At 43.3% G+C, this 22,849-nt stretch carries 24 protein-coding genes, 10 tRNA genes and 1 rRNA gene; 4 read left to right on the top strand and 31 right to left on the bottom strand.

Annotated elements, in window-relative coordinates:
• The 31 genes from VP97_RS12345 to VP97_RS12195 all read right to left on the bottom strand — a co-directional run.
• A 16S ribosomal RNA gene (locus tag VP97_RS12345) occupies positions 1–117 on the bottom strand; the annotation flags it as partial.
• A gap of 115 nt (positions 118–232) precedes the next feature.
• A tRNA-Gly gene (locus VP97_RS12340) sits at positions 233–306 on the bottom strand.
• A gap of 12 nt (positions 307–318) precedes the next feature.
• Positions 319–392, bottom strand: a tRNA-Pro gene (locus VP97_RS12335).
• Between the two features lie 9 nt (positions 393–401).
• A tRNA-Arg gene (locus VP97_RS12330) sits at positions 402–478 on the bottom strand.
• Between the two features lie 9 nt (positions 479–487).
• Positions 488–573: transfer RNA gene (locus VP97_RS12325), tRNA-Leu, on the bottom strand.
• Positions 574–678: 105 nt separating this feature from the next.
• Positions 679–754: transfer RNA gene (locus VP97_RS12320), tRNA-Lys, on the bottom strand.
• 6 nt (positions 755–760) lie between these two features.
• A tRNA-Gln gene (locus VP97_RS12315) sits at positions 761–835 on the bottom strand.
• 15 nt (positions 836–850) lie between these two features.
• Positions 851–927: transfer RNA gene (locus tag VP97_RS12310), tRNA-Asp, on the bottom strand.
• A gap of 53 nt (positions 928–980) precedes the next feature.
• Positions 981–1,052, bottom strand: a tRNA-Glu gene (locus VP97_RS12305).
• Positions 1,053–1,068: 16 nt separating this feature from the next.
• Positions 1,069–1,159 (bottom strand) — tRNA-Ser (locus VP97_RS12300).
• Positions 1,160–1,162: 3 nt separating this feature from the next.
• Positions 1,163–1,237 (bottom strand) — tRNA-Asn (locus tag VP97_RS12295).
• A gap of 155 nt (positions 1,238–1,392) precedes the next feature.
• Positions 1,393–1,860: a SprT family protein gene (locus VP97_RS12290; protein WP_050182186.1), complete on the bottom strand. Its 468-nt coding sequence runs from the start codon at positions 1,858–1,860 to the stop codon at positions 1,393–1,395.
• A complete protein-coding gene (locus tag VP97_RS12285) occupies positions 1,857–4,007 on the bottom strand; it encodes a Tex family protein (RefSeq protein ID WP_050182185.1) in 2,151 nt (716 codons plus the stop codon). The genes VP97_RS12290 and VP97_RS12285 overlap by 4 nt, the downstream gene beginning before the upstream one ends.
• A gap of 64 nt (positions 4,008–4,071) precedes the next feature.
• Complete coding sequence (locus tag VP97_RS12280) at positions 4,072–4,668, bottom strand: PP2C family serine/threonine-protein phosphatase (protein ID WP_050182184.1); 597 nt, start codon at positions 4,666–4,668, stop codon at positions 4,072–4,074.
• Positions 4,668–5,462, bottom strand: coding sequence for an RNA polymerase sigma factor SigB (gene sigB / locus VP97_RS12275; RefSeq protein ID WP_050182183.1), 795 nt, complete (start codon positions 5,460–5,462; stop codon positions 4,668–4,670). Before sigB ends, VP97_RS12280 begins: the two co-directional genes overlap by 1 nt.
• The gene (gene rsbW / locus VP97_RS12270; RefSeq protein WP_050182182.1) at positions 5,440–5,904 is read right to left on the bottom strand and encodes an anti-sigma B factor RsbW; all 465 of its coding nucleotides are present in this window, start codon (positions 5,902–5,904) and stop codon (positions 5,440–5,442) included. Before rsbW ends, sigB begins: the two co-directional genes overlap by 23 nt.
• A 2-nt stretch (positions 5,905–5,906) precedes the next feature.
• Complete coding sequence (locus tag VP97_RS12265; RefSeq protein ID WP_050182181.1) at positions 5,907–6,236, bottom strand: anti-sigma factor antagonist; 330 nt, start codon at positions 6,234–6,236, stop codon at positions 5,907–5,909.
• 84 nt (positions 6,237–6,320) lie between these two features.
• Positions 6,321–7,331, bottom strand: coding sequence for a SpoIIE family protein phosphatase (locus VP97_RS12260; RefSeq protein ID WP_050182180.1), 1,011 nt, complete (start codon positions 7,329–7,331; stop codon positions 6,321–6,323).
• 10 nt (positions 7,332–7,341) lie between these two features.
• On the bottom strand, positions 7,342–7,740 hold the full coding sequence (locus VP97_RS12255; RefSeq protein WP_050182179.1) for an anti-sigma regulatory factor: 399 nt from the start codon (positions 7,738–7,740) through the stop codon (positions 7,342–7,344).
• A gap of 1 nt (position 7,741) precedes the next feature.
• Positions 7,742–8,104, bottom strand: a complete 363-nt coding sequence (locus tag VP97_RS12250) for an STAS domain-containing protein (RefSeq protein ID WP_172645569.1) — start codon at positions 8,102–8,104, stop codon at positions 7,742–7,744.
• A complete protein-coding gene (locus tag VP97_RS12245; RefSeq protein WP_050182178.1) occupies positions 8,101–8,928 on the bottom strand; it encodes an STAS domain-containing protein in 828 nt (275 codons plus the stop codon). The genes VP97_RS12250 and VP97_RS12245 overlap by 4 nt, the downstream gene beginning before the upstream one ends.
• Positions 8,929–9,098: 170 nt before the next feature.
• Positions 9,099–9,449 (bottom strand): type II toxin-antitoxin system PemK/MazF family toxin, encoded by a 351-nt coding sequence (locus VP97_RS12240; RefSeq protein WP_018395451.1) that lies wholly within the window; start codon positions 9,447–9,449, stop codon positions 9,099–9,101.
• A gap of 5 nt (positions 9,450–9,454) precedes the next feature.
• Complete coding sequence (locus VP97_RS12235) at positions 9,455–9,736, bottom strand: CopG family ribbon-helix-helix protein (protein WP_050182177.1); 282 nt, start codon at positions 9,734–9,736, stop codon at positions 9,455–9,457.
• 135 nt (positions 9,737–9,871) lie between these two features.
• On the bottom strand, positions 9,872–11,011 hold the full coding sequence (alr, locus tag VP97_RS12230; RefSeq protein WP_050182176.1) for an alanine racemase: 1,140 nt from the start codon (positions 11,009–11,011) through the stop codon (positions 9,872–9,874).
• A gap of 444 nt (positions 11,012–11,455) precedes the next feature.
• Positions 11,456–12,418, bottom strand: a complete 963-nt coding sequence (locus VP97_RS12225) for a LolA family protein (protein ID WP_050182175.1) — start codon at positions 12,416–12,418, stop codon at positions 11,456–11,458.
• A gap of 46 nt (positions 12,419–12,464) precedes the next feature.
• The gene (gene acpS, locus VP97_RS12220; RefSeq protein ID WP_050182189.1) at positions 12,465–12,815 is read right to left on the bottom strand and encodes a holo-ACP synthase; all 351 of its coding nucleotides are present in this window, start codon (positions 12,813–12,815) and stop codon (positions 12,465–12,467) included.
• 62 nt (positions 12,816–12,877) lie between these two features.
• Positions 12,878–14,344, bottom strand: a complete 1,467-nt coding sequence (cshA, locus tag VP97_RS12215) for a degradosome RNA helicase CshA (protein WP_050182174.1) — start codon at positions 14,342–14,344, stop codon at positions 12,878–12,880.
• 136 nt (positions 14,345–14,480) lie between these two features.
• Positions 14,481–15,167 (bottom strand): alpha/beta hydrolase, encoded by a 687-nt coding sequence (locus VP97_RS12210; RefSeq protein ID WP_050182173.1) that lies wholly within the window; start codon positions 15,165–15,167, stop codon positions 14,481–14,483.
• Between the two features lie 18 nt (positions 15,168–15,185).
• Positions 15,186–16,562 (bottom strand): UDP-N-acetylmuramoyl-tripeptide--D-alanyl-D-alanine ligase, encoded by a 1,377-nt coding sequence (locus VP97_RS12205; RefSeq protein ID WP_050182172.1) that lies wholly within the window; start codon positions 16,560–16,562, stop codon positions 15,186–15,188.
• Positions 16,563–16,574: 12 nt separating this feature from the next.
• Positions 16,575–17,630 carry a D-alanine--D-alanine ligase gene (locus tag VP97_RS12200; protein WP_050182171.1) on the bottom strand — a complete coding sequence of 352 codons (1,056 nt, stop codon included), beginning with the start codon at positions 17,628–17,630 and terminating at the stop codon, positions 16,575–16,577.
• Positions 17,631–17,841: 211 nt separating this feature from the next.
• On the bottom strand, positions 17,842–18,612 hold the full coding sequence (locus VP97_RS12195; protein WP_050182170.1) for a hypothetical protein: 771 nt from the start codon (positions 18,610–18,612) through the stop codon (positions 17,842–17,844).
• Between the two features lie 193 nt (positions 18,613–18,805).
• On the opposite strand from VP97_RS12195, the gene mgtE reads away from it, so the two are divergent.
• From mgtE to VP97_RS12170, 4 genes are all read left to right on the top strand, one after another.
• Positions 18,806–20,164 (top strand): magnesium transporter, encoded by a 1,359-nt coding sequence (gene mgtE / locus VP97_RS12190; RefSeq protein ID WP_156153486.1) that lies wholly within the window; start codon positions 18,806–18,808, stop codon positions 20,162–20,164.
• A 192-nt stretch (positions 20,165–20,356) separates the two neighbouring features.
• Positions 20,357–21,262 (top strand): hemolysin family protein, encoded by a 906-nt coding sequence (locus VP97_RS12185; RefSeq protein WP_050182168.1) that lies wholly within the window; start codon positions 20,357–20,359, stop codon positions 21,260–21,262.
• Between the two features lie 260 nt (positions 21,263–21,522).
• Positions 21,523–22,227, top strand: coding sequence for a polysaccharide deacetylase family protein (locus VP97_RS12175; protein ID WP_050182166.1), 705 nt, complete (start codon positions 21,523–21,525; stop codon positions 22,225–22,227).
• 33 nt (positions 22,228–22,260) lie between these two features.
• Complete coding sequence (locus VP97_RS12170; RefSeq protein WP_050182165.1) at positions 22,261–22,845, top strand: DedA family protein; 585 nt, start codon at positions 22,261–22,263, stop codon at positions 22,843–22,845.
• Positions 22,846–22,849 lie beyond the last annotated feature (4 nt).

Genomic DNA, 22,849 nt, shown 5'->3' with positions numbered 1-22,849 from the left:
TTACTCACCCGTCCGCCGCTAACTTGAACAGAGCAAGCTCCGTCAAGTCCGCTCGACTTGCATGTATTAGGCACGCCGCCAGCGTTCGTCCTGAGCCAGGATCAAACTCTCCAAAAAGTGTTTGACTTGCTCATTTGTTTCCATTAAAACACGGGGTGTTTTTAATAGAAGATAAAAATTAAAACGTTGACGTTTTTATTGATTTTGTTCAGTTTTCAATGTTCAATTAGTTTGGAGCGGGTGATGGGAATCGAACCCACGACATCAGCTTGGAAGGCTGAGGTTTTACCATTAAACTACACCCGCATAAAATGAAGATCGGGAAGACAGGATTCGAACCTGCGACCCCTTGGTCCCAAACCAAGTGCTCTACCAAGCTGAGCTACTTCCCGTTAAATAAATGGCGCGCCCGAGAGGACTCGAACCTCTAACCGCTTGATTCGTAGTCAAGTACTCTATCCAATTGAGCTACGGGCGCTTATATATTTGGTGCGGCCGAGAGGACTTGAACCTCCACGGGGTTGCCCCCACTAGGCCCTCAACCTAGCGCGTCTGCCATTCCGCCACGACCGCATAATAGCGTTCCGTGCACCAAATTGTCGCTTACCAACAAGAAAATATTTTACACGTCTTGAACTCTTTTGTCAACATTTTTTTCAAAGAAATGTTCTAAAGAAATGGTGAGCCATGAAGGACTCGAACCTTCGACCCTCTGATTAAAAGTCAGATGCTCTACCGACTGAGCTAATGGCTCGAAAAATGGCTGGGCTAGAAGGATTCGAACCTTCGCGTGACGGAGTCAAAGTCCGTTGCCTTACCGCTTGGCTATAGCCCAACATTATTTTAAAAATGGCGGTCCGGACGGGACTCGAACCCGCGACCTCCTGCGTGACAGGCAGGCATTCTAACCAACTGAACTACCGGACCAGTATATAAAATGGCATAAAGAAGGGAAACCGGTGAAGCCGGCTTCCCGACGATGACCCCTACGGGATTCGAACCCGTGTTACCGCCGTGAAAGGGCGGTGTCTTAACCGCTTGACCAAGGGGCCTTAAAAAATAATAATCTGGCGGAGAAGGAGGGATTTGAACCCTCGCGCCGGTTACCCGACCTACACCCTTAGCAGGGGCGCCTCTTCAGCCTCTTGAGTACTTCCCCCTATGGCTCCGCAGGCAAGACTCGAACTTGCGACCGATCGGTTAACAGCCGATTGCTCTACCACTGAGCTACTGCGGAATAATGAACATCATCTTATCGACACTTAGTATTATAACCAATTCATCTACTTATAGTCAATACTTTTTTATATTTTTTATATTTTTCTTTTGAACTGATTATAAAAAAAAGCTGCTCAATTAAAATATCAATTGGAGCAGCAATTGTCAATACGTTTATTCTATAATTTCTTTTAAAACTCCCCGACATGCACCACATACATATTTTGAAGTATTTATACGCCGTTTTCTTTTATATTTCAGTCTACATGCTGAGCATTTGTAAAAAAACGCCTTTTTTTGCTTTAGTACTTCTCCCTGTTCTGGAAGCGGCCGGCAATGACGTGGCGAACCCGTTGTTTTCAATAACTGTTTAAAATCCTGATCGCTATGCTTGTAGCCTTTTCCTTGTAAATGGAGATGATAATGACACAGCTCATGCTTTAAAATCCCAATAAGCTCTTCCTCACCAAATGCTTCAATATATTTTTCATTTACTTCAATGTTATGAGATCCAAGCAGATAGCGGCCTCCTGTCGTCCGAAGTCGCTTGTTAATGTATGCACGATGCAGAAAGGGTCGATGAAAAAATCGATGTGACAATTCTTCTGTCAACTTTTGAATCATTTCATCATTCGGTTTCATTTAAACTCATCTTTAACCATTGTCAATGAAATTCTCCCTTTTCCAGCTTCTACGGCATCCACCCAAACGGTCACAATATCACCAACAGACACAACATCGAAAGGATTTTTCACGAATCCTTTTTTTAATTTTGAAATATGAACAAGTCCGTCCTGCTTTACGCCGATATCTACAAATGCGCCAAAGTCTGTTACATTTCGAACGGTCCCCTGAAGCTCCATACCTTTTTGAAGATCCTCCATTTTCAGGACATCTGTTTTTAAAAGCGGCGCCGGCATTTCGTCACGCGGGTCGCGCCCTGGCTTTTGAAGGGAATCAATAATATCTTTTAGTGTCAGCTCGCCAATGCCAAGCTCCTCAGCCATTTTCTCTATCTTAATAGAGTGAAGAGCGGATGCCAGCTCTTCTGAACCGATATCTGTCGTTTTAAATCCAAGTGATTTCAGCAAAGCGGTTGTTTCTTTGTAGCTTTCCGGATGAATAGGTGTCCGGTCAAGCGGCTCCTCTCCATCTGTAATACGCAAAAAGCCTATACACTGTTCAAAGGTTTTCCCGCCAAGCCTTGGCACTTTTTTAATAACGGAACGCTTCTTAAATTTACCATTTTCCTCACGAAACTGGACAATATTTTTAGCTACCGTTTTATTTAATCCGGCTACATGTTCAAGAAGTGACGGTGAAGCCGTATTTACATCCACTCCAACGCGGTTTACAGCGGTTTCTACAACGAAGGCGAGAGAGCCTGACAATTTTTTTTGGGATACATCATGCTGATATTGGCCTACTCCTATTGATTGAGGGTCAATTTTCACAAGCTCCGCCAGCGGGTCTTGAATACGGCGGCCAATCGATACGGCACTCCTCTCTTCTACCTGTAGCTGCGGAAATTCTTCACGCGCAATGTCAGAAGCGGAGTATACACTGGCCCCCGCTTCATTCACAATAATATAAGCGGCTTTTTTTTCGAGATCTGGCAGCATTTCTACTACAAATTGTTCTGTTTCTCTTGAAGCCGTTCCGTTCCCAATGGCAATAATGTCTGCCTCAAACTCATCTGCAAGCTGTTTAAATAGTTTCTTCGCTTCTTTTCTTTTTCCTTCTCCTGTGTGCGGATACATCACTTTAATCGCCAGAACTTTCCCGGTTTCATCTACAACCGCCATCTTGCATCCTGTTCGGTATGCTGGATCGACTGCCAGAACCACTTTTCCTTTTAACGGTGGCTGAAGCAGAAGGTTTTTTAAGTTCTCCGAGAAAATATGGATAGCCCGTTCTTCTGCCGCTTCTGTTAGTTCATTCCGCACTTCTCTTTCTACAGAGGGGCGAATAAGACGCTTGTACGCATCCCGAGCCGCATCTAATAAAATCGGGGCTGCAGAGCTTTGTTCATTTTGAATAAATTTCTTTGTTAAATAACGGATCACACGCTCTTCATCAAAAGAAACCGCTACTTTTAATACCCCTTCATTTTCACCACGATTAACGGCAAGCGTACGATGGGGAGCCATTTTATTGATTGGCTCCTCATAGTCATAATACATTTTAAAGACTTCTTTTTCATCTTCACCTTTTAAGTTCGTTTTTATTTTTCCATATTTCATCATATCGAGTCGGATTCGCTGACGAACAGCAGCATCGTCTGCAATAGTCTCAGCAATGATATCCGCTGCGCCGTGAAGAGCAGCTTCTATGTTTTCTACTTGTTCATTTATATATTGTTGAGCTTCCTCATCGATTTGTGCGTCCTTAGGACAGGATAAAAGCCACTTAACTAAAGGCTCTAAACCTTTTTCTTTTGCAACGGACGCTTTCGTACGCTTTTTTTGCTTAAACGGACGGTAAATGTCTTCTACAGCCTGCAATGTTGCTGCTGTCTCAATGGCTGCTGTGATCTCAGGAGTCATTTTTTGCTGTTCAGTAATCGAACGGACAACCTCTTCTTTCCGCTGCTCAAGATTTTTTCGATATGTATATTGCTCTAAGATTTTTCGGATTTCTACTTCATCAAGTGATCCTGTCATTTCTTTTCGATAACGAGCAATAAATGGAATTGTATTCCCCTCTTCTGTTAACTGAATAACAGCTTTTACCTGCTTTATACTGCTGTTTGCATCTGCCGCAGTTGCTTTAATTAACTGATCCTCCATACCTTTGCCTCCGCTTCTTTCTTGAATACTCATATTGTAGCAAAAAAAGAAAAAACCCGCTGATTTACAGCAGGCTTCCAATTAAAAAGGTTGCATCGTCATTTGATTTTATGGCTACCGTATCCAGTTCCGCTGCGATCTGGTCTGCACTCCGATAACGCATAAGTTCCTTCGTATTGAGTAAATTTACTCCATCCGAATGAATAAGAAATTTACTTCCGGGTTCATACGTAAAATGTTCCATTCTATATCGTTGCGGCCGACCAGACAAATAACCGGTGACAGGTAGAGGATATGTGAGTTTTCCATCTTTTGCATATAAGTAAAAGCGTATATTACCAACACATGTATATTCAAATTTGCGCTGCTTAAAATCAATTTTAAACAACGCAACCGCTGCTCCACGCTTTTGAAACATAGCCATATTGATTAAATTCATCATTCCCTCGACCGATTCTGCCTGCCAATCCCGCTCCACAATTTCTGCTGCAGCTTGTGATGATTCATAGGCGTAGCGGCCGCTTCCAAGGCCATCTGCAAGCAGACAAACAAACGAATCTCCATCTTGCGCAAAATAATATGTGTCTCCGCAAAAAGAATTGCCGCCCTTCGAATGTGTACCTGCTATGAGTTCTAACTGTTCAGTTTGTACTTTCTTCATTAAGAAAGGTGCTCCGTTGAATAGGCCTCAGCATGAATCGCTTCTTTCAACTTTTTAATAGCCCTTCTTTGCAGCCTGGAAACATGCATTTGGGAAATACCTAGCTTGTCCCCTGCATCTTTCTGGCTTAAATTTTCTAGATACGTAAATTGTATAATTTGTTTTTCACGGTCGGATAAAACATACAAAACTTTTTCAAGTACGAGACGCTGGTCGACTCGCTCATACCCTTGCTCACGATTACCCACAATATCCAAAAGCGTTACAGTACTTCCGTCTGAATCAGCTTCAATTGAATGATCTACTGACAAAGCCTGATAGCTTTTTCCCATTTCCATCGCTTCTAATACTTCTTCTTCCGAGATATCGAGATAATGGGCAATTTCATCAACACGAGGCGATCGTTGGAGAGAAGTAGTTAATTCTTCGTTTGCCGACTTGATTTTAGGTCCTAATTCTTTTATACGTCTTGGCACATGGACACTCCATGTTTTATCGCGTAAAAACCGTTTAATTTCTCCTACGATAGTAGGGATAGCAAAGGCTTCAAAGCTTTTGCCAAAAGAGTCGTCATATCGACGAATTGCGCCTAACAAACCCATCATGCCTACCTGTACAATATCTTCGTGGTGAGAGCGTCCTTTTGAATACTTTCTGGCAATGGACTCCACCAAGCCATGATAATGTTTTACAAGCTTATCCTGGGCATCCCGGTCTCCATTTTCCTGAAAGGCTTTGATCCATTCGATCGCTTGAAGCTTTGCAGCTTGGTTAGGTCGAGATGGTTTCTGCATCCCTCTCCACCTGCTCTCCTTCGAGATACTTTGTCATAAACAAAGTAATCCCTTCATTTTGGTGTACTTTCACTTCATCCATCAGTGTTTCGATCAAATAAAGCCCCAGCCCTCCTTCACGAAGGAATTCAACTGACTTTTCTGTATAGGGCCCTAGTGCCTCTTTTGTTTCCTTAAAGTTAAAGCTGTTTCCACTATCCGAAACAACTACTTCTAAATGGTCCTCATAAAGGCGAAAGCCAATCAGCACTTCCCCTTCTTCACCCTTATAAGCATGCTGAACGGCATTTGTAATTGCTTCGCTTGTAGCAATTTTTAAATCTTCAATGGTATCGTAGGAAAAACCCATCCGACTGGCAATACCAGAAAGCGTTAGTCTTGTAATACCAACAAATTCTGGCTTAGCCGGGATCTTCATTTCTACATAATCAGCATACGTCATTCTTACACGCCACCTTCTGATCCAGAATTAATGTTCATGATGTCCGCAAGGCCTGTAATATCGAAGAGACGCTTTAAGCGATCAGATAAACCCACTAACTGCATGGTTCCGTCATTCGCATTTAAGCTTTTGAAAAGGCCGACGAAAACGCCTAGGCCTGTACTATCCATATAGGTTACGCCAGACAAGTCAACGACAAGGTTGGCTTCTTTTTTTTCTGTATAAGGAAATGCCGTTTCACGCAATTTAGGTGCCGTGTAGGCATCAATTTCACCTGCAAGTGTAATCGTTGTTTGTTGTTCTTGTTCTTGTACGTCAATTGAAATATTCATCTGGGATAAACCACCTTTAACATATTAATCGCTTCAATACTCAATATCCTGTTTATACCCGCAGTACATAAAGACTAAACCCTATTAAGACGTTCTTTTCAAAATAATAAGCGTAAAATCATCACGAAGCTGAAAATCCTGTAAATATTCCAGCTCCTTGTACACTTTGTCCGCAATATCCTGCGCATCAAGATGTATGTATTTTTTAATATACCCAATTAGCGTGTCTACCTCTAAAAAACCTTCTTCGGTCCGACATTCTGTTACGCCGTCTGACATAAGCAGAATAATGTCACCAACTTCTACTTTCTGTTCGTACTCTTTATATTTTGTTTTCTTGTCTACACCGAGAAGCAGCCCTTTTGCCTGCATCTCATCAAATACTCCTGTATCTGCATGATAAAAAAAGCCTGGTTCATGGCCGGCAGAGGAATAAGAAAAAATATGTGTTTCCGGATTATACAAGCCGCTGAACATCGTAATAAACATTGTTGGGTCCACATTTTGTTCTACCACACGATTCAGCCGCTCAAGCACGTCACCTGGAGCCTGGCTGTCTTCCGGCATACTGTCCATTGAATACTTAATCATTGACATACAGAGGGCCGCCGGGATTCCTTTGCCAATAATATCAGCAATGGCGACACTAATGGCGCCATTTTCGTGCGACACAAAATGATAATAATCCCCGCTCATTTGCTTGGCTGGCACACTGATTGCCCCGATGTCCATAGAAGGAATGCGGGGAATCTGCGTGCCAAGAAGTGTCTGCTGCATGCTCGCGGCCACTTCAATCTCATTGATCAGTTCTCGCTGGATCGTGCGCAGACTTTGATGTTCACGATACGCTAAGCCATAGCTCATCATTACTTCAAGTAAAATATCGAGTGACAAAAGAAGTGATTCCGAAAGTTCCGGCTCCAGCTCCATAATGGATGTTTTATGAAGACTGATCATTTCTTCCGGCGATATTTTATACTCGATTGACTTTCGGCTGAATTTTTGGCTCATGTATAAAGCCTGTTCAGTTTGGTCATTAATATACGTCTTTAATATTTCTTTGTATTCATCGAGCATCGTATCTCTGAAATTCATCCTTGTCCTCCTAACGGAGCCACTTCACCGACTGAATAAGCGTACCTTCTCCTGGTGTAGATTCAATTGAAAACTCATCCATCAGCCTTTTTACACCCGGAAGTCCAGCTCCAAGTCCACCCGAAGTTGAAAAACCGTCCTCCATGACTTTTCGAAGATCCGGGATACCCGGTCCTTCATCACGAGAAACAATGGTCATTCCTTTTTTTGCTCCATTCTCTACTTTTTCTATTGTTATTTCTCCCTGACCTGCATACAAGTAGATGTTACGGGCCAGTTCACTGATCGCAGTCGTTATACGAGCCTGATCAACGGTACCGAAACCAAGCTCTTTCGCTACATTTCGGCCGAGCTGTCTCGCCGCTACGATATCCCATTCATTTATAATTTTCACACTAGAGTCCATCATGTCAGTCCCCCAGTTCCCGTTGAAGTTTCTCCAAACCTTTTTCGAGATCCAGTGCGGTCATCACTTCCTCTAGGCGAATACCAAGTTCAATCAATGTAATCGCAACAGCGGGCTGAATGCCTGTGATCACTACTTTAGCGCCCATTAGCTTGGACATACTGATTACATCGCCTAGCACTTTTGCAATGAATGAATCAATGAAATCGATGGATGTGAAATCAATGACAACTCCTCTGGCACTCGTTTCATGAATTTTATGAAGAAGGTCTTCTTGAAATTGCAAAGCTGTCTGGTCATCTAGCTCCCATTGGATCGAAATGAGTAAACAATCATGCAGCTTTAAAATCGGGATTCTCATATTCATTCTTGTACCTCCACAATTTGTCTTGACGTGGCCGCAAGTGCCTGCTCTACGCCTTTTTTCATTGTGCTTGTTGTTGTAACATCCTCCAGGTTAATGCCTAGATTAACAATCGTTTGGGCAATTTCTGGACGGATGCCGACAATTGTGCACTTTGCGCCTACAAGACGGACAGCTTCCGCCGCTTGAATAATATGATGGGCTACCATTGTATCTACAACCGGCACACCGGTAATATCAATCAGCACTACTTCCGCTCGATGACTGACGACCCCTTCAAGCAGATTTTCCATAATTTGTTTCGCCCGTTCTGTATCAATTGTGCCAACAAGCGGCATGACAGAAATTTTTTCAAAAACCGGAATCAGCGGGGCAGATAGTTCCTGAAGGGCTATTTTTTGAAGAGAAACAGTTCGTTCCCATGACGTGGTATACGCTTCCGTGATTGTTTTATACATCGGGAAAATCCAGCTATTTATCTCCGTTGTAAATTCGATATAATCCTCGAGAGTGATTTCACCTGATTCCTTCATGCCCTTTTCAACAATCTTGCTAAAAACACGAAGTCCGTCCGTAATCATGGCCAAAGGCCATCCAAGACGAACAATTTTTTCTGAGAAATCGACAGCACGTTCTTGAAATTTTTCTTCCGAATCTGAAAAGTTCGACATAACGAGTTGGATAAATTCTGAGCTTGTTTTCACAAACATGTGGTCCGACATAGCTTGAACAGCACGTTCATCTGCTTCCACACGCATTAATTCAATCCACTCATTTAATATGTCATCGTTATGAGATTGTACGTATTGAAAAATCTTTTTCCTCATTCAGTTCTCTCCAATCATCGTTCCGCTCCAAATCTGCGGTTTTCGTCAAAAACGTTCATTATTTTTATTATAAAGGTTATTGGGATAATTAAAAAGCCGTATCATCTGACAGCCGTGAAAAATTATGGTTTAAAGAAAAAAGCACCTCCGTTTAAACGAGAGGTGCTTCATTAAAATTGTATAAGACCCAAACTGATTTGCAAAGCATCGTCCACTTTCTCCATCATTCCGTCGTCAAGCTGCGTGATCTTATCTGTAAGCCGCTGTTTGTCGATGGTTCGAATCTGTTCGAGTAAAATAACGGAGTCTCTTTCAAATCCATACCGCTCCGCATTAATTTCCACATGCGTCGGCAGTTTGGCTTTTTGGATCTGAGCTGTAATGGCTGCGACGATAATAGTGGGACTGAACCGATTCCCGATGTCGTTTTGAACGACAAGAACAGGCCGGACGCCGCCTTGTTCGGAGCCGACAACAGGGGACAGGTCTGCAAAATATACGTCACCACGTTTTACGATCACACGGTTTATCCTCCACTTACTAAACGTTCGACTGTGTTTCCTGCCTCAAATTCGGCCTGCATCGCTTCTGATGCAATAGCAAGGTTGATTTTGGCCATTTCCATATAACCACGCCGCATCGATTCTTGAATATGACGTTTTTTTCGCTCGCGTAAATACATTTTTGTTGCGCGGTAAATGAATTCACTGCGGCTAATTTCTTCCTGTTCCGCAAAACAGTCAAGTTCATTTACAAACTGCTTTGGCAAGTTTACTAACACATCTGTTGTCGTACCGGATTCAGACAAGAACTACACCTCCACCAATCACTGCACACATCTCTTTGCTTATTACTGTCCCACTTATCATACCATTCACTGAAAGGGTTTGGAAGGGCATTTTCAAAAAATGTTACACAACAGGACCTTTGACAGTGAGATCTATTACAACAGTGAATTGGCTACAGATACTTTTTTTCCGTTTTCCATATACACTCTTGGTACACGGGTGGTAATCACACATGGAATTTCGTAATTAATGGTTTCTCTTTTTGCAGCAATTTCTTCCATTGAAATTTTTTCATTTTGCTGCTGTCCAATGAGTGTTACCAATGTTCCAGTTTTATATTCCTTTGGAAGACGCACCATACATTGATCCATACAAATTCTGCCTACAATCGGCATCCGCAGACCGTCGATTAACACATCCTGCCCACTTAATTTACGTATCCAGCCGTCTGCATAGCCAATTGGAAGTGTACCGATCCATTCATGACCAGACGCTTCATATGTGGCTCCATAGCTTACTTTTTCGCCCGGTTCAAGTTTTTTTACATGCACGAGCTTTGACTTCAATGCAAAAGCTGGTTTAAGGGGGAATGGCAGCAAGGGGGATATTTCAGTTGAAGGCGTTAAGCCATACATCGCAATCCCAAGACGGACTGCATTAAAACCTGCTGCTTTAAACCGAAGTGTAGCCGCACTGTTCGAGCAATGAATATAAGGCGGCTTCTCCGTTAATACAGTTAAAAGCTGATGAAAGCGCGCGAGCTGCTCTTCCATGTAACTTGTTTCTTCTTCATCAGCCGTTGCGAAGTGGGTGAAAATTCCTTCTAAAAACAACCGATCTGATTTTTCGATTCGGCTAACTGCCTGTAAAAGCTCTGCCTCCGTTTTAAAGCCAATCCGGCCCATTCCTGTATCGCACTTTATATGTATATTCAATAGCTGTCCTTTATGAACAGCAGCTCTTTCCAGCCACTCCTCATTATGAACAGTCAGCGAAATCCGCCCTGCTGCTGCCAAGTGAGCGTCTTCTGGACGGCTTGCCCCTAACACGAGAATCGGCACTTTAATTCCTGCTGCTCTGAGCTTCAACGCTTCATCTAAAAAAGCGACTGCCAGTCCTTTTGCACCGGCTCGAATAGCTGCCCGGGCAATTTGTACATCGCCATGCCCATATGCATTCGCTTTTACAACTGCATAAAGAAACACAGAAGAATCAAGCTGTTCTAATGTTTTTTCAACATTCCATTTTATTGCATCTAAATTAATTTCTGCCCAGGTGTCGCGGTAGAATTCCATTAATGTCACTTCCTAGTTTGTTGTTTTGCTTTCTTATTTTCTCCAGCTGTTACCTATACGTACTCTTATGCGATGCCGTCTAGCTTCCCGTATTCTCACCGTGATCCTTGTAATTCATTAAACCTTGTAGAATAAAAGCAGCACAGATGTTGAGGAAAGCCTCTTTATTTTTAGCCTTGGATTTTTCTTGTCCCAATTAGAAAGCGCCAGGCGATACAGCGCTAAACGGGATCCTTACACATTTCTTATTGTCCAGCTTCAGTATCCCACCGCTTTCTGTTCTTCGCCCTCCTCCTCGCGATAAGTCAACATCGATTCGCTGACGCTCTTCTTGTTTCCTTTATCTTCCTCGGAGTGCTCCAGACCATACAGCGCTAAACGGGATCCTTACGCATTTCTTATTTTAAACAAAAAAAAAGCAGCGGTAAACTGCACCGCTGTTACTTATTTTACTGATTCTGGCGTAATAGAAGCGGCAATGCGTGCCATTTCGCCCTCGGACAATTTTTCGGATGCCAGCATAAATTCTACGCCATTGTAAACCCAATGAAGCGAGCCATCTTCTGCTTCTCCGGCAGCAAAGCCCATGTCAGCCAAATCACCGGAAGCACGAGCAATCCCTTCCTCACTGCCGACAGCAGGCTGTTCAATCAGTGTGAACGGCTTACTGCCCTCATAGGTTAAAATAACACGATTATCGATTTGAGTTTCATCTGCCAGCTCTGCCCCCACTGTCTCTGTTGGGTAATGAATCGTAAATTCTGAAGGCGACGCGCCCGCTGTTTCTTTGGCAGCTGCTTTCTTTTCGCTAAAATCATCTTTTGCAAACTTCGGCTTTAACTCCATCTTTTTAAATACAACCGAGATGACTACTTTCCCCTTTGTATCCATTACTTTTACAAGTGCCGGGGTAAAGTTCTTTTTGTGAAAGGAAATTTCCTGCTTCGGAAGCATTTGACTATTTGTATAGCGCGTTTTTGTCTGAAAAATGTAATAATCCTTTGTTTCTTTAAAAGTCGCTTCCCCATCTGCCTGGATATCCGCAGCTAAAGATTCGAACAGGTAGGACTGGCTGCTGTTTTCAGGCCAATTGTTTTCATACCGAAAGCTTTTTCCAAGTGATGGCGTCATTACATAAATACCTGATTTGTTTTTCACAATGGTCTGACTATGCTTGTTGGTGACTGATGAAAGATGAACACGGTAATTTTTATGACGCTGATTCCAAATATCCACATTGTACGTTTGTTTTTCTTCTCCTGCCTGCACTTCTAAAATGGCTTTCGCTTTATAACCGGCGGCATTTCTTGCTTTGTCTGAAATTTCCTTTACTACATCCTCCTGTGACGGTGATCCGCACGCAGACAAAAGAAGCACCATCAACAGCAATCCGATCCACTTTTTCATGCCCGCACCCCTTCCTCACTAGCACTATATGAGGGGGCCTGTACAATTATGATTCAATGATAACAACTGCTGCTGCGTAATGCTGGGTGTGGGTAATCGTAACATGGACGCCTTCACTGTATGGACGAATTAGTATCGGTTTCCCTCTTTCATCCGACCCGACTTCAATATCCTGAAACGACAGCTCCCTGCCAATCCCTGTTCCGGCGGCTTTTGAAAATGCTTCTTTGACCGCAAAGCGTCCTGCTGCGTATTCCCAGCGTCGTGTACCGTTTTTCTCATGAAAAGAATCCATTTCACCAGGGGTCAGCACCCGCTCTAAAAACTTGGGCTGCCGGTCGATTAGTCGCTTGATCCGGTCGATTTCTACAATATCCATGCCAATTCCTTTGATCATGACAATCATCCTTCCTTTTAAAAAAAGCCGTTCCGGGAACCCGGAACGGCTTTTTTTCATAATTAGTTAGATGAATATTTACGGCGTCCGCTTCCTGATCCGCCTTTGCGGTCACGGTTTCCGTAAGAGCGTCCGCCTCCCTGGCGTCCACCTCCGCCAGACTTGCGGTATCCGCCTGAGTTTTTGCTGCGGAACTTGTCACGTTTTTGTGGTAGTGCCGCTTCATTTGTAATGTGAACCGGTGTACGATCCGGCTCTTTTGTAATTAGCTTCAATGCTGCCGCGACAACATCTTCTGCGCTGTACTGATCAAGCATATCCTTTGCGAAAGAACGGTATTCTGCCCATTCGTTTTTAGCAATTGCTTCTTCAAGCTCTGTAACAGCCGCTTGCTGCAAGCCGCTGAGCGCATCATCCCAAGACGGAGCTTCCATTGGATTCATGCGTTTTTTCGTTGTACGTTCCACTTCACGAAGATAACTCATTTCACGTGGGTCAACGAGCGTAATTGCCATACCTTCTTTACCAGCACGTCCTGTACGGCCGATACGGTGAACATAGCTTTCAGGGTCCTGTGGAATATCATAATTATAAACGTGTGTAACGCCGGAAATATCAAGACCACGCGCAGCAACATCTGTTGCTACCAGCACATCAATTTTCCCTGCTTTAAAACGGTTTAATACCGTCAAACGCTTCGCTTGTGTTAAGTCACCATGAATACCTTCCGCCTGGTAGCCGCGCAGGCTAAGCGCATTTGCCAGCTCATCAACACGGCGCTTTGTACGACCAAAAATGATCGCAAGCTCTGGTGAATGAGAATCCATCAAACGGGCAAGAACGTCGAATTTTTCACGCTGCGGTACTTTTACGTAATATTGATCAATGTTTGAAACCGTCATTTCTTTCGCTTTCACTTTGATCATTTCCGGATCTTTCATAAAGCGCTCAGCGATCGCACGGATTGGTCCCGGCATTGTCGCAGAAAATAGAAGTGTCTGGCGCTCCGGAGGAACATTTGAAAGGATCGATTCAATGTCCTGGATAAAGCCCATGTTCAACATTTCATCCGCTTCATCAAGCACAAGCGTTTGGATATTTTCAAGTTTTAATGTACGACGGTTAATATGGTCAAGAATACGTCCCGGTGTTCCAACGATAATATGCGGGCGCTGTTTAAGCGCGCGAATTTGGCGTTGAATGTCCTGTCCGCCATAAACAGCCAGCACGCGAACACGTTTGCCGCTGCCGATTCGATAAAGTTCTTCTGAAACCTGAATCGCAAGCTCACGTGTCGGTGCAATGATCAATCCTTGAATAGCATCATTTTTCGTGTCAATTTTTTCCACCATCGGAATACCAAACGCTGTTGTTTTACCCGTTCCTGTTTGTGCCTGTCCGATGATGTCTTTTCCAGTTAAGCCTAAAGGAATCGTTTCAGACTGAATCGGCGTCGCCTCTTCAAAGCCCATTTTGTCAATTGCTTTCAGCGTTGCTTCGCTTAAATTTAAATCTTTAAATTTTGTCAATAGTTTCTTCTCCTTCTATGTTAAACTGCCATCCGCACAAAAAAATACCCTTCTACATTTATGCGAAGAGCAACATGTCTTTTCCATCTTATCATTTCACGTCCGAATTTTCAATGCGCATTTGTATAACTTTACGTTATTCGGAAAGAAAAGTAAAGACTTTCTTAAAAAGCTCTTCTGTATTTCCTGTATGGCAAATTAAATGCTTCGCGTCAGGTGAGTAGTATAGGTGCCGTTCAGCCGATGAAAGACGGCGGTAAATGTACGCAGCACTTTTAACAGGTACAATTCCATCTGCTGTTCCCTGCGCAATAAACACCGGAATATTAATTTTTCTTAATGCCGGCCGCGCAAGCCCAACTACTTTTTGGAACTGACGTGCTGCACTCGGCGGAGTCATTAACAGCTTCTCCCGGTACCTTAAAAACAATTCATTTTCATGGAGTTTTTTCTCTCGTAAATCCTGGACCATTTCCCGTATATCCTGTTTTGCCTGCGATGGATTCAAATACTTAGCTGCTGCACTGAGCATCACAAGCTTCCGTACAGGATAACGGGCTGCCAGGTATGCAGCGATCAGTCCCCCCATGGAAAAACCGATAAGATACACCGTCTCACATTCCTCTAAAAGCTCAAGCAAGGCGGCTTCTGCACAATCAAGCCACTCATTGCAGGAAACTTTTTTCAATGACAATGTTTCGCCGTGCCCTGGCAGAACGGGCACGGCGATTTTCCAGTCTGTATGGTCGCGCAGATAATCAGCAAGCGGCTGTACTTCATATGGAGATCCAGTGAAGCCGTGAATGCATAAGCATCCTTTCATGATGATCCACCGCCTTATTTAGTGTGAAAGACTTTCCACCACTTCTTCAAGCTTCATGCCTCTCGAGGCTTTTACAAGAATTAATTCGCCGCCCTGAAGCATTTCTTGAAGTGACTGCACCAATTCGCCTTTTTCTTGAAACGAAAAAACACGCTCGGAACCAAATGAACTTTTTGCACCTGAAGCAATAAACTGACCAAGTGCTCCATACGTGAACACATAATCAATTTTTTCTGCATCGATGGCCTGCCCTGTCTGATAGTGAAACAATTCTTCATCAAGACCAAGTTCCAACATATCCCCAAGGACAACAATTTTTGGAGATGAAGACGGCAAATCTGCTACAAGAGAAACGGCTGCTTTTACCGAGGTTGGGCTGGCGTTGTAAGCATCATTAATAATTTTTATCCCGTTTTTGCCTTCTACCCATTCCATCCGCATTTTGGTCAATTCAACTTTTTTGAGTCCCTCGGCAGCTGCTTCGAATGGCACATCAAACAAAGACGCTACCGAAATAGCAGCAAGCGCATTGGTTACATTGTGCTTGCCAAGAACAGGAAGCTCAAACGAAAGAGCAGGTGCTTGATTCATGCTAAAGCGGCTGCCTCTTTCTGTTTGCTCTATAGCGGTTGGGTGCATATCGTTGCTTTTATCCATTCCAAATGTTTTCGCCTGGAAATCCGCTTCTTCTGTTACGCGTTCTGAAAGGAGCGGCTCATCTCCTAAATAAACAAGCGTACCGTCTTCGGTCATGCCTGCCGTTATTTCCAGCTTTGCATCTGCAATGGCTTCACGCGAGCCCAAGTCCTGCAGATGCGCTTCACCGATATTGGTAATAATCGCAGCATCAGGAGAAGCGAGCCTGGAGAGAAGTTCAATTTCGCCCCTGCCACTCATTCCCATCTCCAGGATTGCAATTTCTGTATCTTCCCGAAGAGAAAGCATTGTCAGGGGCAGACCGATATGATTATTGTAGTTGCCTTCTGTTTTTTGCACGCGATACTTTTCTGCAAAAACGGAAGCTGTCATATCCTTGACTGTTGTTTTACCGTTGCTTCCAGTGATTCCTACCACTTTCACTTCCAGGGAATCACGATAGGATTTTGACAGCTGCTGCAGGGCAAGCAGCGTATCTTCTACTACTAGTATAGGCAAATCCTCCGGCATACCAGGCACGTCTTTTTGCCAGAGTGCTGCACCTGCCCCGCTTTCAATCGCCTGGCGTACGTACTGATGCCCATCTGTATGTTCTCCGGCAAACGGAATAAATAGGCGGCCGCCTTCTACTTTGCGGGAGTCAATCGAAACACCTTTAATTCTCTGGTTATACCATTTTGTTACATCATTTTCGACATTGATCATGCCTGTTATTTGCTCGACTGTTTTTTCAATCATGAGCGCCCACCTTTAAACCGTATATTTAATCGATTGTTTTTCTGTATGGCGTTCAATGCCAAGCTGAATCATTTTTTCAATCAGCTGTGGATATTCAACGCCTGCTTCTTTCCAAAGAAGCGGAAACATGCTGAATGGCGTAAAACCTGGCATTGTATTTACTTCATTAATAAGAAAATCACCATTTTCAGTTAAGAAGAAATCTGCTCGAACAAGACCAGAACAGTCAAGTGACTGGTAGGCGCGAATAGCCAGTTCTTTCATCTCTTGCTGCTGAGCTTCCGTAATTTCCGCCGGGATAATCAATCCGGTATCCCCATCTTCATATTTCGCTTTATAATCGTAAAAATCCTTTTTAGGTATAATTTCCCCAATTACGGAGCATTCGGGATCGTCATTGCCGAGGATACCAACTTCGATTTCACGAGCGGTTACCCCTTCTTCAATAATGACTTTCCGATCAAATTGAAAAGCTTCTTCCATCGCTGTCATGAGCTGTTCCTGGTTTTGGCATTTACTGATACCAACGCTTGAACCAAGATTGGCCGGTTTTACAAAGCACGGCCAGCCAAGCTCTGCTTCAATATGCCCGCACGCTTCCTCTTTATCCTGTTCCCATTTCACTCGTGTCATATGTGTGTATGCTACTTGCTTTAAGCCGGCTTGCGCGAACACATTTTTCATTATAATTTTGTCCATTCCTGCTGATGAAGCAAGAACACCATTTCCTACATAAGGAACGTTCAATACCTCTAAAAGACCCTGAACCGTTCCGTCTTCCCCATTTGGCCCGTGCAAAAGAGGAAACACAACATCATATTTATTTTGTGCAAGCATGGATAAAACATGCTCCGTGCCGCCGTTGCCTGTTAGTTTTAATGCTTCTGTTGTTTCGGCAGGCCCCTCGAGTTTTTCTCCTTCTGTCCAAGTACCGTCTATTGAGATGTAAATAGGGTATACATCAAATTTATTTAAATTAATTGCCGCAGTAACAGCTTTTGCTGTTTGCAGTGACACATTATGTTCTGCTGATTTTCCTCCGTAAAGCAATCCAAGTTTTGTTTTCATAGTCATCCTCCAAAAAAGTCGGTCTCTCTTATTCTACCATGCTTTCATTTAATAAGCAGAATCTTTCCATCCGACTTCATACTCAATTTATGTATATGCACAACCCTCAAAAGAAATAACTCTCTTTCATTCCCTGCTTTGGGCACTTGCAGGCAGAAAGTAATTTTGCCTAAAGCGAAGCGGATTCTCAAAAAAAAGAGAATCCGCTTGTTCAGGAGAAAACGCTCCATTCATGTGTTTTTTTGTCAAATACAAACTTTGCGTTCGGCGGTGTCCGAAAGCTTGTCATGTAGTCATCAAATACATCATCCATGCTCGTGTGATCTCCAACGATCCATATGGGTACTTCCACTTTAAAACGGCTTTGTTCCGCTTTGGATAAAGAAATAACAATTCCTTCTTTCATGCCACTGCTGAGTCTCGCAATCATATCAGTCGGAATGGGCGGAAAAGCGGAGCCTTTTTTCAAAGCAAAAAACGCCCGCTCGCTTCGAAATAACCCGAGCTTTAAGGAAATAAGCTTGCCCAGCACTCCATAGAAGTCCTGCATATTCCGATAATAGGTTTTGTTAAACCATTCATCATCATGTGACAAGTACGCATAACGGTTATTCAGCTTACTGTAAAAAGGGCGGCGCAAATGCTCTTTACTGTGCGCCAAATAAAGAAGTTCGGCAATTTCGGGTCCTTCCATTTCATTTAATCCGTCTGAATCCTCAAAATCAATCCAACAGAAATCACCATACTCACCGACGTCTTCTTTTAACAGCCGGGGCAATTCTTCTGCTTCAATATAATCAAACCGGGTATGCATATTAAAGTCGCTGCCTTCAAATTTATGTTTCAACAAAAGCAGATGAGGCGGCGTTTCCGGAAGAGACCTCAAAAATTCCTGGAATTCAATTCCATATGAAATCACATACTGGTTAATCGGATGTAAATGTATATAAATGAGCTCTTTCATGTTTCCGGGATTTTTCAATCGCCTTACCTCCACATCGTGACAAAGTACATAGCTGAAAACAGCTTTTTTTGCTATACTGTTATCTTATCAAAATTCACCTCACTGCGTATGTAAATTTATCATGAACTTCATAAAACAATGATACTTTTTAAAGAATTTCGCTTTATACTGAAGAAGCAGCTCAAATTTCACACTAAAGGAGGGGATGCCTGTGATCTCAAACTTAACTGAAGATCAGCTGACCCTGCTTGTTATCAAGCATTTAAAAGAAGGCAAGAAAACGGACTTGCAGCAGCTGATCGATGAACTCCACCCTTATGATATGGCGGCTATTTATCGGAACCTTCCGAACAAGCATCAAACACGCTTTTTGCTTCATTTAACGATTCCAATTTTAACCGATATGATTCAGGAGCTTGAACATGACGAGCAGATGGCCGTCCTGAAAAAAGTTGGAAAAGAACGCTCCCGTAAAGTACTTGATGATATGGACAATGATGACCTGGCATCTCTTCTTGATGATATGTCCCCGGAGAATATGGAGCAGTTTTTATCCGGTATGAAGGAAGAAGAGTCAACCATCATTCATAATATGATGAGCTATCCGCCGGAAACAGCCGGACGGCTTATGACGAACCGGTTTGTTTGGATTAAACATTCCTACACCGTGCGGGAAGCGGTAGAAAAGCTTAAAACGTTCGCTGAGTTTGCGGAGACGATTAATTACCTTTATGTAATTGATAATCAGAAAAAGCTGGTTGGTGTTGTATCTTACCGGGACATGCTCCTTGCCGATACACATGAAAAAATTGCTGATATTATGTTTGGCCGGGTTATATCGGTTGATGTATATACGGACCAGGAAGAAGTTGCCCGCTTGATTGAACGGTACGACTTTCTGGCGATTCCAGTTGTTGATGACGCCAGTGTATTGGTCGGAATTGTTACATTCGATGATATTATTGATGTCGTCATTCAAGAAGCAAATGAAGACATCGAAAAGCTTTCTGCTTCCGGGAAGTCGATTGATTTTGATACAAAAGCAGGCATTGCGGCTTTCAGGCGTCTGCCCTGGCTTGTACTGCTTCTGTTTATCGGACTTGTGTCCGGCAGCATTATCTCCGGCTTTGAAAACACAATCAATCAAGTAGTAGCACTCACCTATTTTATGCCCATGATCTCCGGCATGACCGGAAATACCGGCACGCAGTCTCTGGCTGTTGTTGTGCGCGGACTTGCTTCGCGGGACATCGATATGCGGACTGTTCTTTCCCTGGTCGGCCGAGAATTTGGCGTTGGATTGATTATCGGCGCAGTGTGCGGTATTTTGATTTTCTTTATTGCGTTTTTCTGGCAGGGCAGCGCCGTTCTCGGATTTGTGGTAGCATCATCTCTTTTACTAACACTGATCATCGGAACCCTGTCAGGTACAGTGATTCCGCTCGTTTTATATAAACTAAACATTGATCCGGCGGTTGCATCCGGGCCGCTTATCACAACCATCAATGATATTTTCTCACTTATCACGTATTTTACGATTGCTTCCTGGTTTTTAACACATCTTTTGTAAAGGTATAACAGTTTGACCGAATTATCTGTTCTTATTATAATAAGATTAATAAAAAGAGCGTTGGAAAGAAGGTGATCAAATGGGACATTGACAGTAACTCGTTTGTCGGACACTGCCGTTTTTTCAAATTTGATCATCATATTTAATAGGAGGTGACTTCTTCTTTCGCCACTTGCGGAAGAAGAAATCTGATTGGACATATGGATTGGGCTTATTGCTGTTATCCTTTTGGCGTTGTCATTTACAGCCATTCGTTATGTAAAACGCAAAGAAACAAATGAAACCGGAGAACCCCCCTCGGGAGGGCGTTCATCCGCTCTTCTCGCTGAACTAAGCGGGATCGGGCATGAAAATCACTTGTCGCAATTGAATAACCGGGCCGCCACAGAAGTCATGGTTCCTCGAACGGAAATGGTCTACTTTGATAAGGAAGACGCCGTTCGCGACTGCGTAAAGTTATTCCGCGAAACGAAGCATACACGCTATCCTGTGGCTGACGGTGACAAGGACAGAATCGTAGGCTTTGTAAACTTCAAGGAAGTAATTGCTGAATACGTGTCAGACCCTGTTGTCGGTTCAAAAAGTATTAAACATTTCGTTCGTCCTATTACACGCATGATTGATTCCACTCCTGTTCACGAGCTGTTGACGAAAATGCAGGCAGAACGGACTCAAATGGTCATCTTGCTGAATGAATACGGCGGCACGGCCGGGATTGTAACAGCCGAGGATATCGTTGAAATAATTGTTGGTGAGCTTTATGATGAATTTGATGTAGCCGAACCACCTGTTATTCAGCAGATTGGGGACTTACACTTCATTGCCAGCAGCAAAATGCATGTTTCTGAAACAGCTCAATTGCTTGGTATCGATATGAACGACGAAGATGTGGATACACTGGGCGGCTGGATTTTAACGGAGAACTATGATATCCAGCCGGGAGAATCAATTGAACACAATGGTTTTTTGTTTACTGTTTTACAAATGGAAGATCAGCAAATCCGTCACGTTGAAATCCAGCGTTTACCGGAGAAAAAAGCTATAGAAACCAAGAATGAATCTCCGTCCATTACGGTTATTGAACCCTATAATGCTTAATACAAAAACGCCAACAGGCGTTTTTTTTGTATTCATGCTCTTGATAAGCTCCTGCTCTTAATGTCAGTTGCCGGTTGTGCAGCATATGACATTAAAAAGCGTTACTCTGCTCTCTCGTCCACCTTCTTGGAAAGACAAGATTTTTTTAATCAACTGAATTTTATATGAAAACACAAAACCCGCCGACAGGCGGGTTTTGTGTTTTCTGGATAGGGCAATTATAATAAAAATAAGATGATATTGTGAAATGGAGCTTTTAAATGAAAAAGTTGTTAACAGCTGGACTGCTTCTTGCTGCTTCATGGACTGTTCTGCCAACAATTTATGCACGGTCCTGCGCAAAAGCAGTGAAAAAGCAAGGGCCTGACCGCCCAGAAATTGCCCTGACCTTTGATGATGGGCCAAACCCCGCTTACACACCTCTTCTATTAGACCTGTTAAAACAATATAATGTAAAGGCTACGTTTTTTGTTATTGGAGAAAAGGCGAAACTTTATCCAGATTTGATTCGTAGAATGGAAAAAGAAGGCCATGAGATCGGGCTTCATAACAACCGTCATGTTTCCAGCTGGCTTCTTTCACCTCTCGGGCTGGAGCAGGAACTTGCAGAGGCTGCCAGCTGCCTTGCAGCTATTACCGGAAAGCGCGCGGAGCTGTACCGGCCGCCATGGGGTCATTTTAATCCATTTACCCTGCAGAAGGCACATGCCCTGCAGACGGTTATGTGGACCTCTATTCCAGGAGACTGGAAGAAAAAAATGTCTCCTGAAAAACTCGCCCAAAAGCTGCGGCTTGCCCGGTTTAACGGAGCCATTATTACCTTGCACGACAGCGGCCATACATTTGGTGCTTACGAAAAAGCGCCGATGGTCATGCTGGAGGCATTGCGCCTTTTTTTAACGGATAAAGAATCAGCTGCTTTTTCATTTGTAACAGTGAGTACGTTGTATCGTTCTGAACCGTAGAGTAAGCTGCTTCGTTTTAAAGTGAGGGATTAAATGGAATCATTAGTCATTACCTATTTAGCGAAATATGGATACGCTATTTTATTTGCGGCCGGCATTTTCGGCATCGTCGGCATTCCTGTGCCTGAAGAAAGCTTATACGTGTATGTAGGAATGCTTGCCAAAAACGGCTCTATTTCCTTTCCTCGTGCTTTTGCTTCTCTTTTAGCAGGTACATTAGTCGGAATGGCAATCAGCTATACACTCGGCCGGATTGTGGGCCAGCCGCTTTTGGACCGCTACGGGAAATATTTAGGTGTCACCAAAAAAAGACTTCGAAAAACCATTATGCATTGGGATTTATCACGCTCGCTTTTAGCCGGTTTTTTTATACCTGGCGTTCGCCAGTTTAATCCATATTTCGCCGGAATCGCTAGATTTTCCATCCCTGGTTTTCTTGCGCTCTCTGTTTTAGGCGGTTCTGTGTGGGTACTTTTGTATATGTCAGCAGGTTTTTTAATTAGTTCTTACATTCAAATCAAACCAGAATACCTGGCAATTGCTGGTGCTGTCTTTTTTGTTTTGTTTGTTGTTCACTTTATTATGAAATGGAAAAAATCGTCACATTCCCGCCGTTAAAGGA

Source organism: Domibacillus robiginosus (assembly GCF_000966195.1).
GTDB lineage: Bacteria > Bacillota > Bacilli > Bacillales > Domibacillaceae > Domibacillus > Domibacillus robiginosus.
The sequence above is the reverse complement of the archived record's forward strand: the minus strand, read 5'-3'. Positions and strand labels throughout refer to the sequence as shown.

What these genes read in the sequence shown, in the direction of transcription:
- VP97_RS12175 (WP_050182166.1), top strand. Translation starts at nt 21,523, where the DNA reads ATGAAAAAGTTGTTAACAGCTGGACTGCTTCTTGCTGCTTCATGGACT.
- VP97_RS12265 (WP_050182181.1), bottom strand. Translation starts at nt 6,236, where the DNA reads ATGAATATTTCAATTGACGTACAAGAACAAGAACAACAAACAACGATT.
- sigB (WP_050182183.1), bottom strand. Translation starts at nt 5,462, where the DNA reads ATGCAGAAACCATCTCGACCTAACCAAGCTGCAAAGCTTCAAGCGATC.
- VP97_RS12280 (WP_050182184.1), bottom strand. Translation starts at nt 4,668, where the DNA reads ATGAAGAAAGTACAAACTGAACAGTTAGAACTCATAGCAGGTACACAT.
- alr (WP_050182176.1), bottom strand. Translation starts at nt 11,011, where the DNA reads ATGGAATTCTACCGCGACACCTGGGCAGAAATTAATTTAGATGCAATA.
- VP97_RS12285 (WP_050182185.1), bottom strand. Translation starts at nt 4,007, where the DNA reads ATGGAGGATCAGTTAATTAAAGCAACTGCGGCAGATGCAAACAGCAGT.
- VP97_RS12260 (WP_050182180.1), bottom strand. Translation starts at nt 7,331, where the DNA reads ATGAATTTCAGAGATACGATGCTCGATGAATACAAAGAAATATTAAAG.
- VP97_RS12200 (WP_050182171.1), bottom strand. Translation starts at nt 17,630, where the DNA reads ATGAAAACAAAACTTGGATTGCTTTACGGAGGAAAATCAGCAGAACAT.
- rsbW (WP_050182182.1), bottom strand. Translation starts at nt 5,904, where the DNA reads ATGACGTATGCTGATTATGTAGAAATGAAGATCCCGGCTAAGCCAGAA.
- VP97_RS12245 (WP_050182178.1), bottom strand. Translation starts at nt 8,928, where the DNA reads ATGAGGAAAAAGATTTTTCAATACGTACAATCTCATAACGATGACATA.
- VP97_RS12290 (WP_050182186.1), bottom strand. Translation starts at nt 1,860, where the DNA reads ATGAAACCGAATGATGAAATGATTCAAAAGTTGACAGAAGAATTGTCA.
- VP97_RS12250 (WP_172645569.1), bottom strand. Translation starts at nt 8,104, where the DNA reads ATGAATATGAGAATCCCGATTTTAAAGCTGCATGATTGTTTACTCATT.
- acpS (WP_050182189.1), bottom strand. Translation starts at nt 12,815, where the DNA reads ATGATCAAAGGAATTGGCATGGATATTGTAGAAATCGACCGGATCAAG.
- VP97_RS12170 (WP_050182165.1), top strand. Translation starts at nt 22,261, where the DNA reads ATGGAATCATTAGTCATTACCTATTTAGCGAAATATGGATACGCTATT.
- VP97_RS12255 (WP_050182179.1), bottom strand. Translation starts at nt 7,740, where the DNA reads ATGATGGACTCTAGTGTGAAAATTATAAATGAATGGGATATCGTAGCG.
- VP97_RS12210 (WP_050182173.1), bottom strand. Translation starts at nt 15,167, where the DNA reads ATGAAAGGATGCTTATGCATTCACGGCTTCACTGGATCTCCATATGAA.
- VP97_RS12205 (WP_050182172.1), bottom strand. Translation starts at nt 16,562, where the DNA reads ATGATTGAAAAAACAGTCGAGCAAATAACAGGCATGATCAATGTCGAA.
- VP97_RS12225 (WP_050182175.1), bottom strand. Translation starts at nt 12,418, where the DNA reads ATGAAAAAGTGGATCGGATTGCTGTTGATGGTGCTTCTTTTGTCTGCG.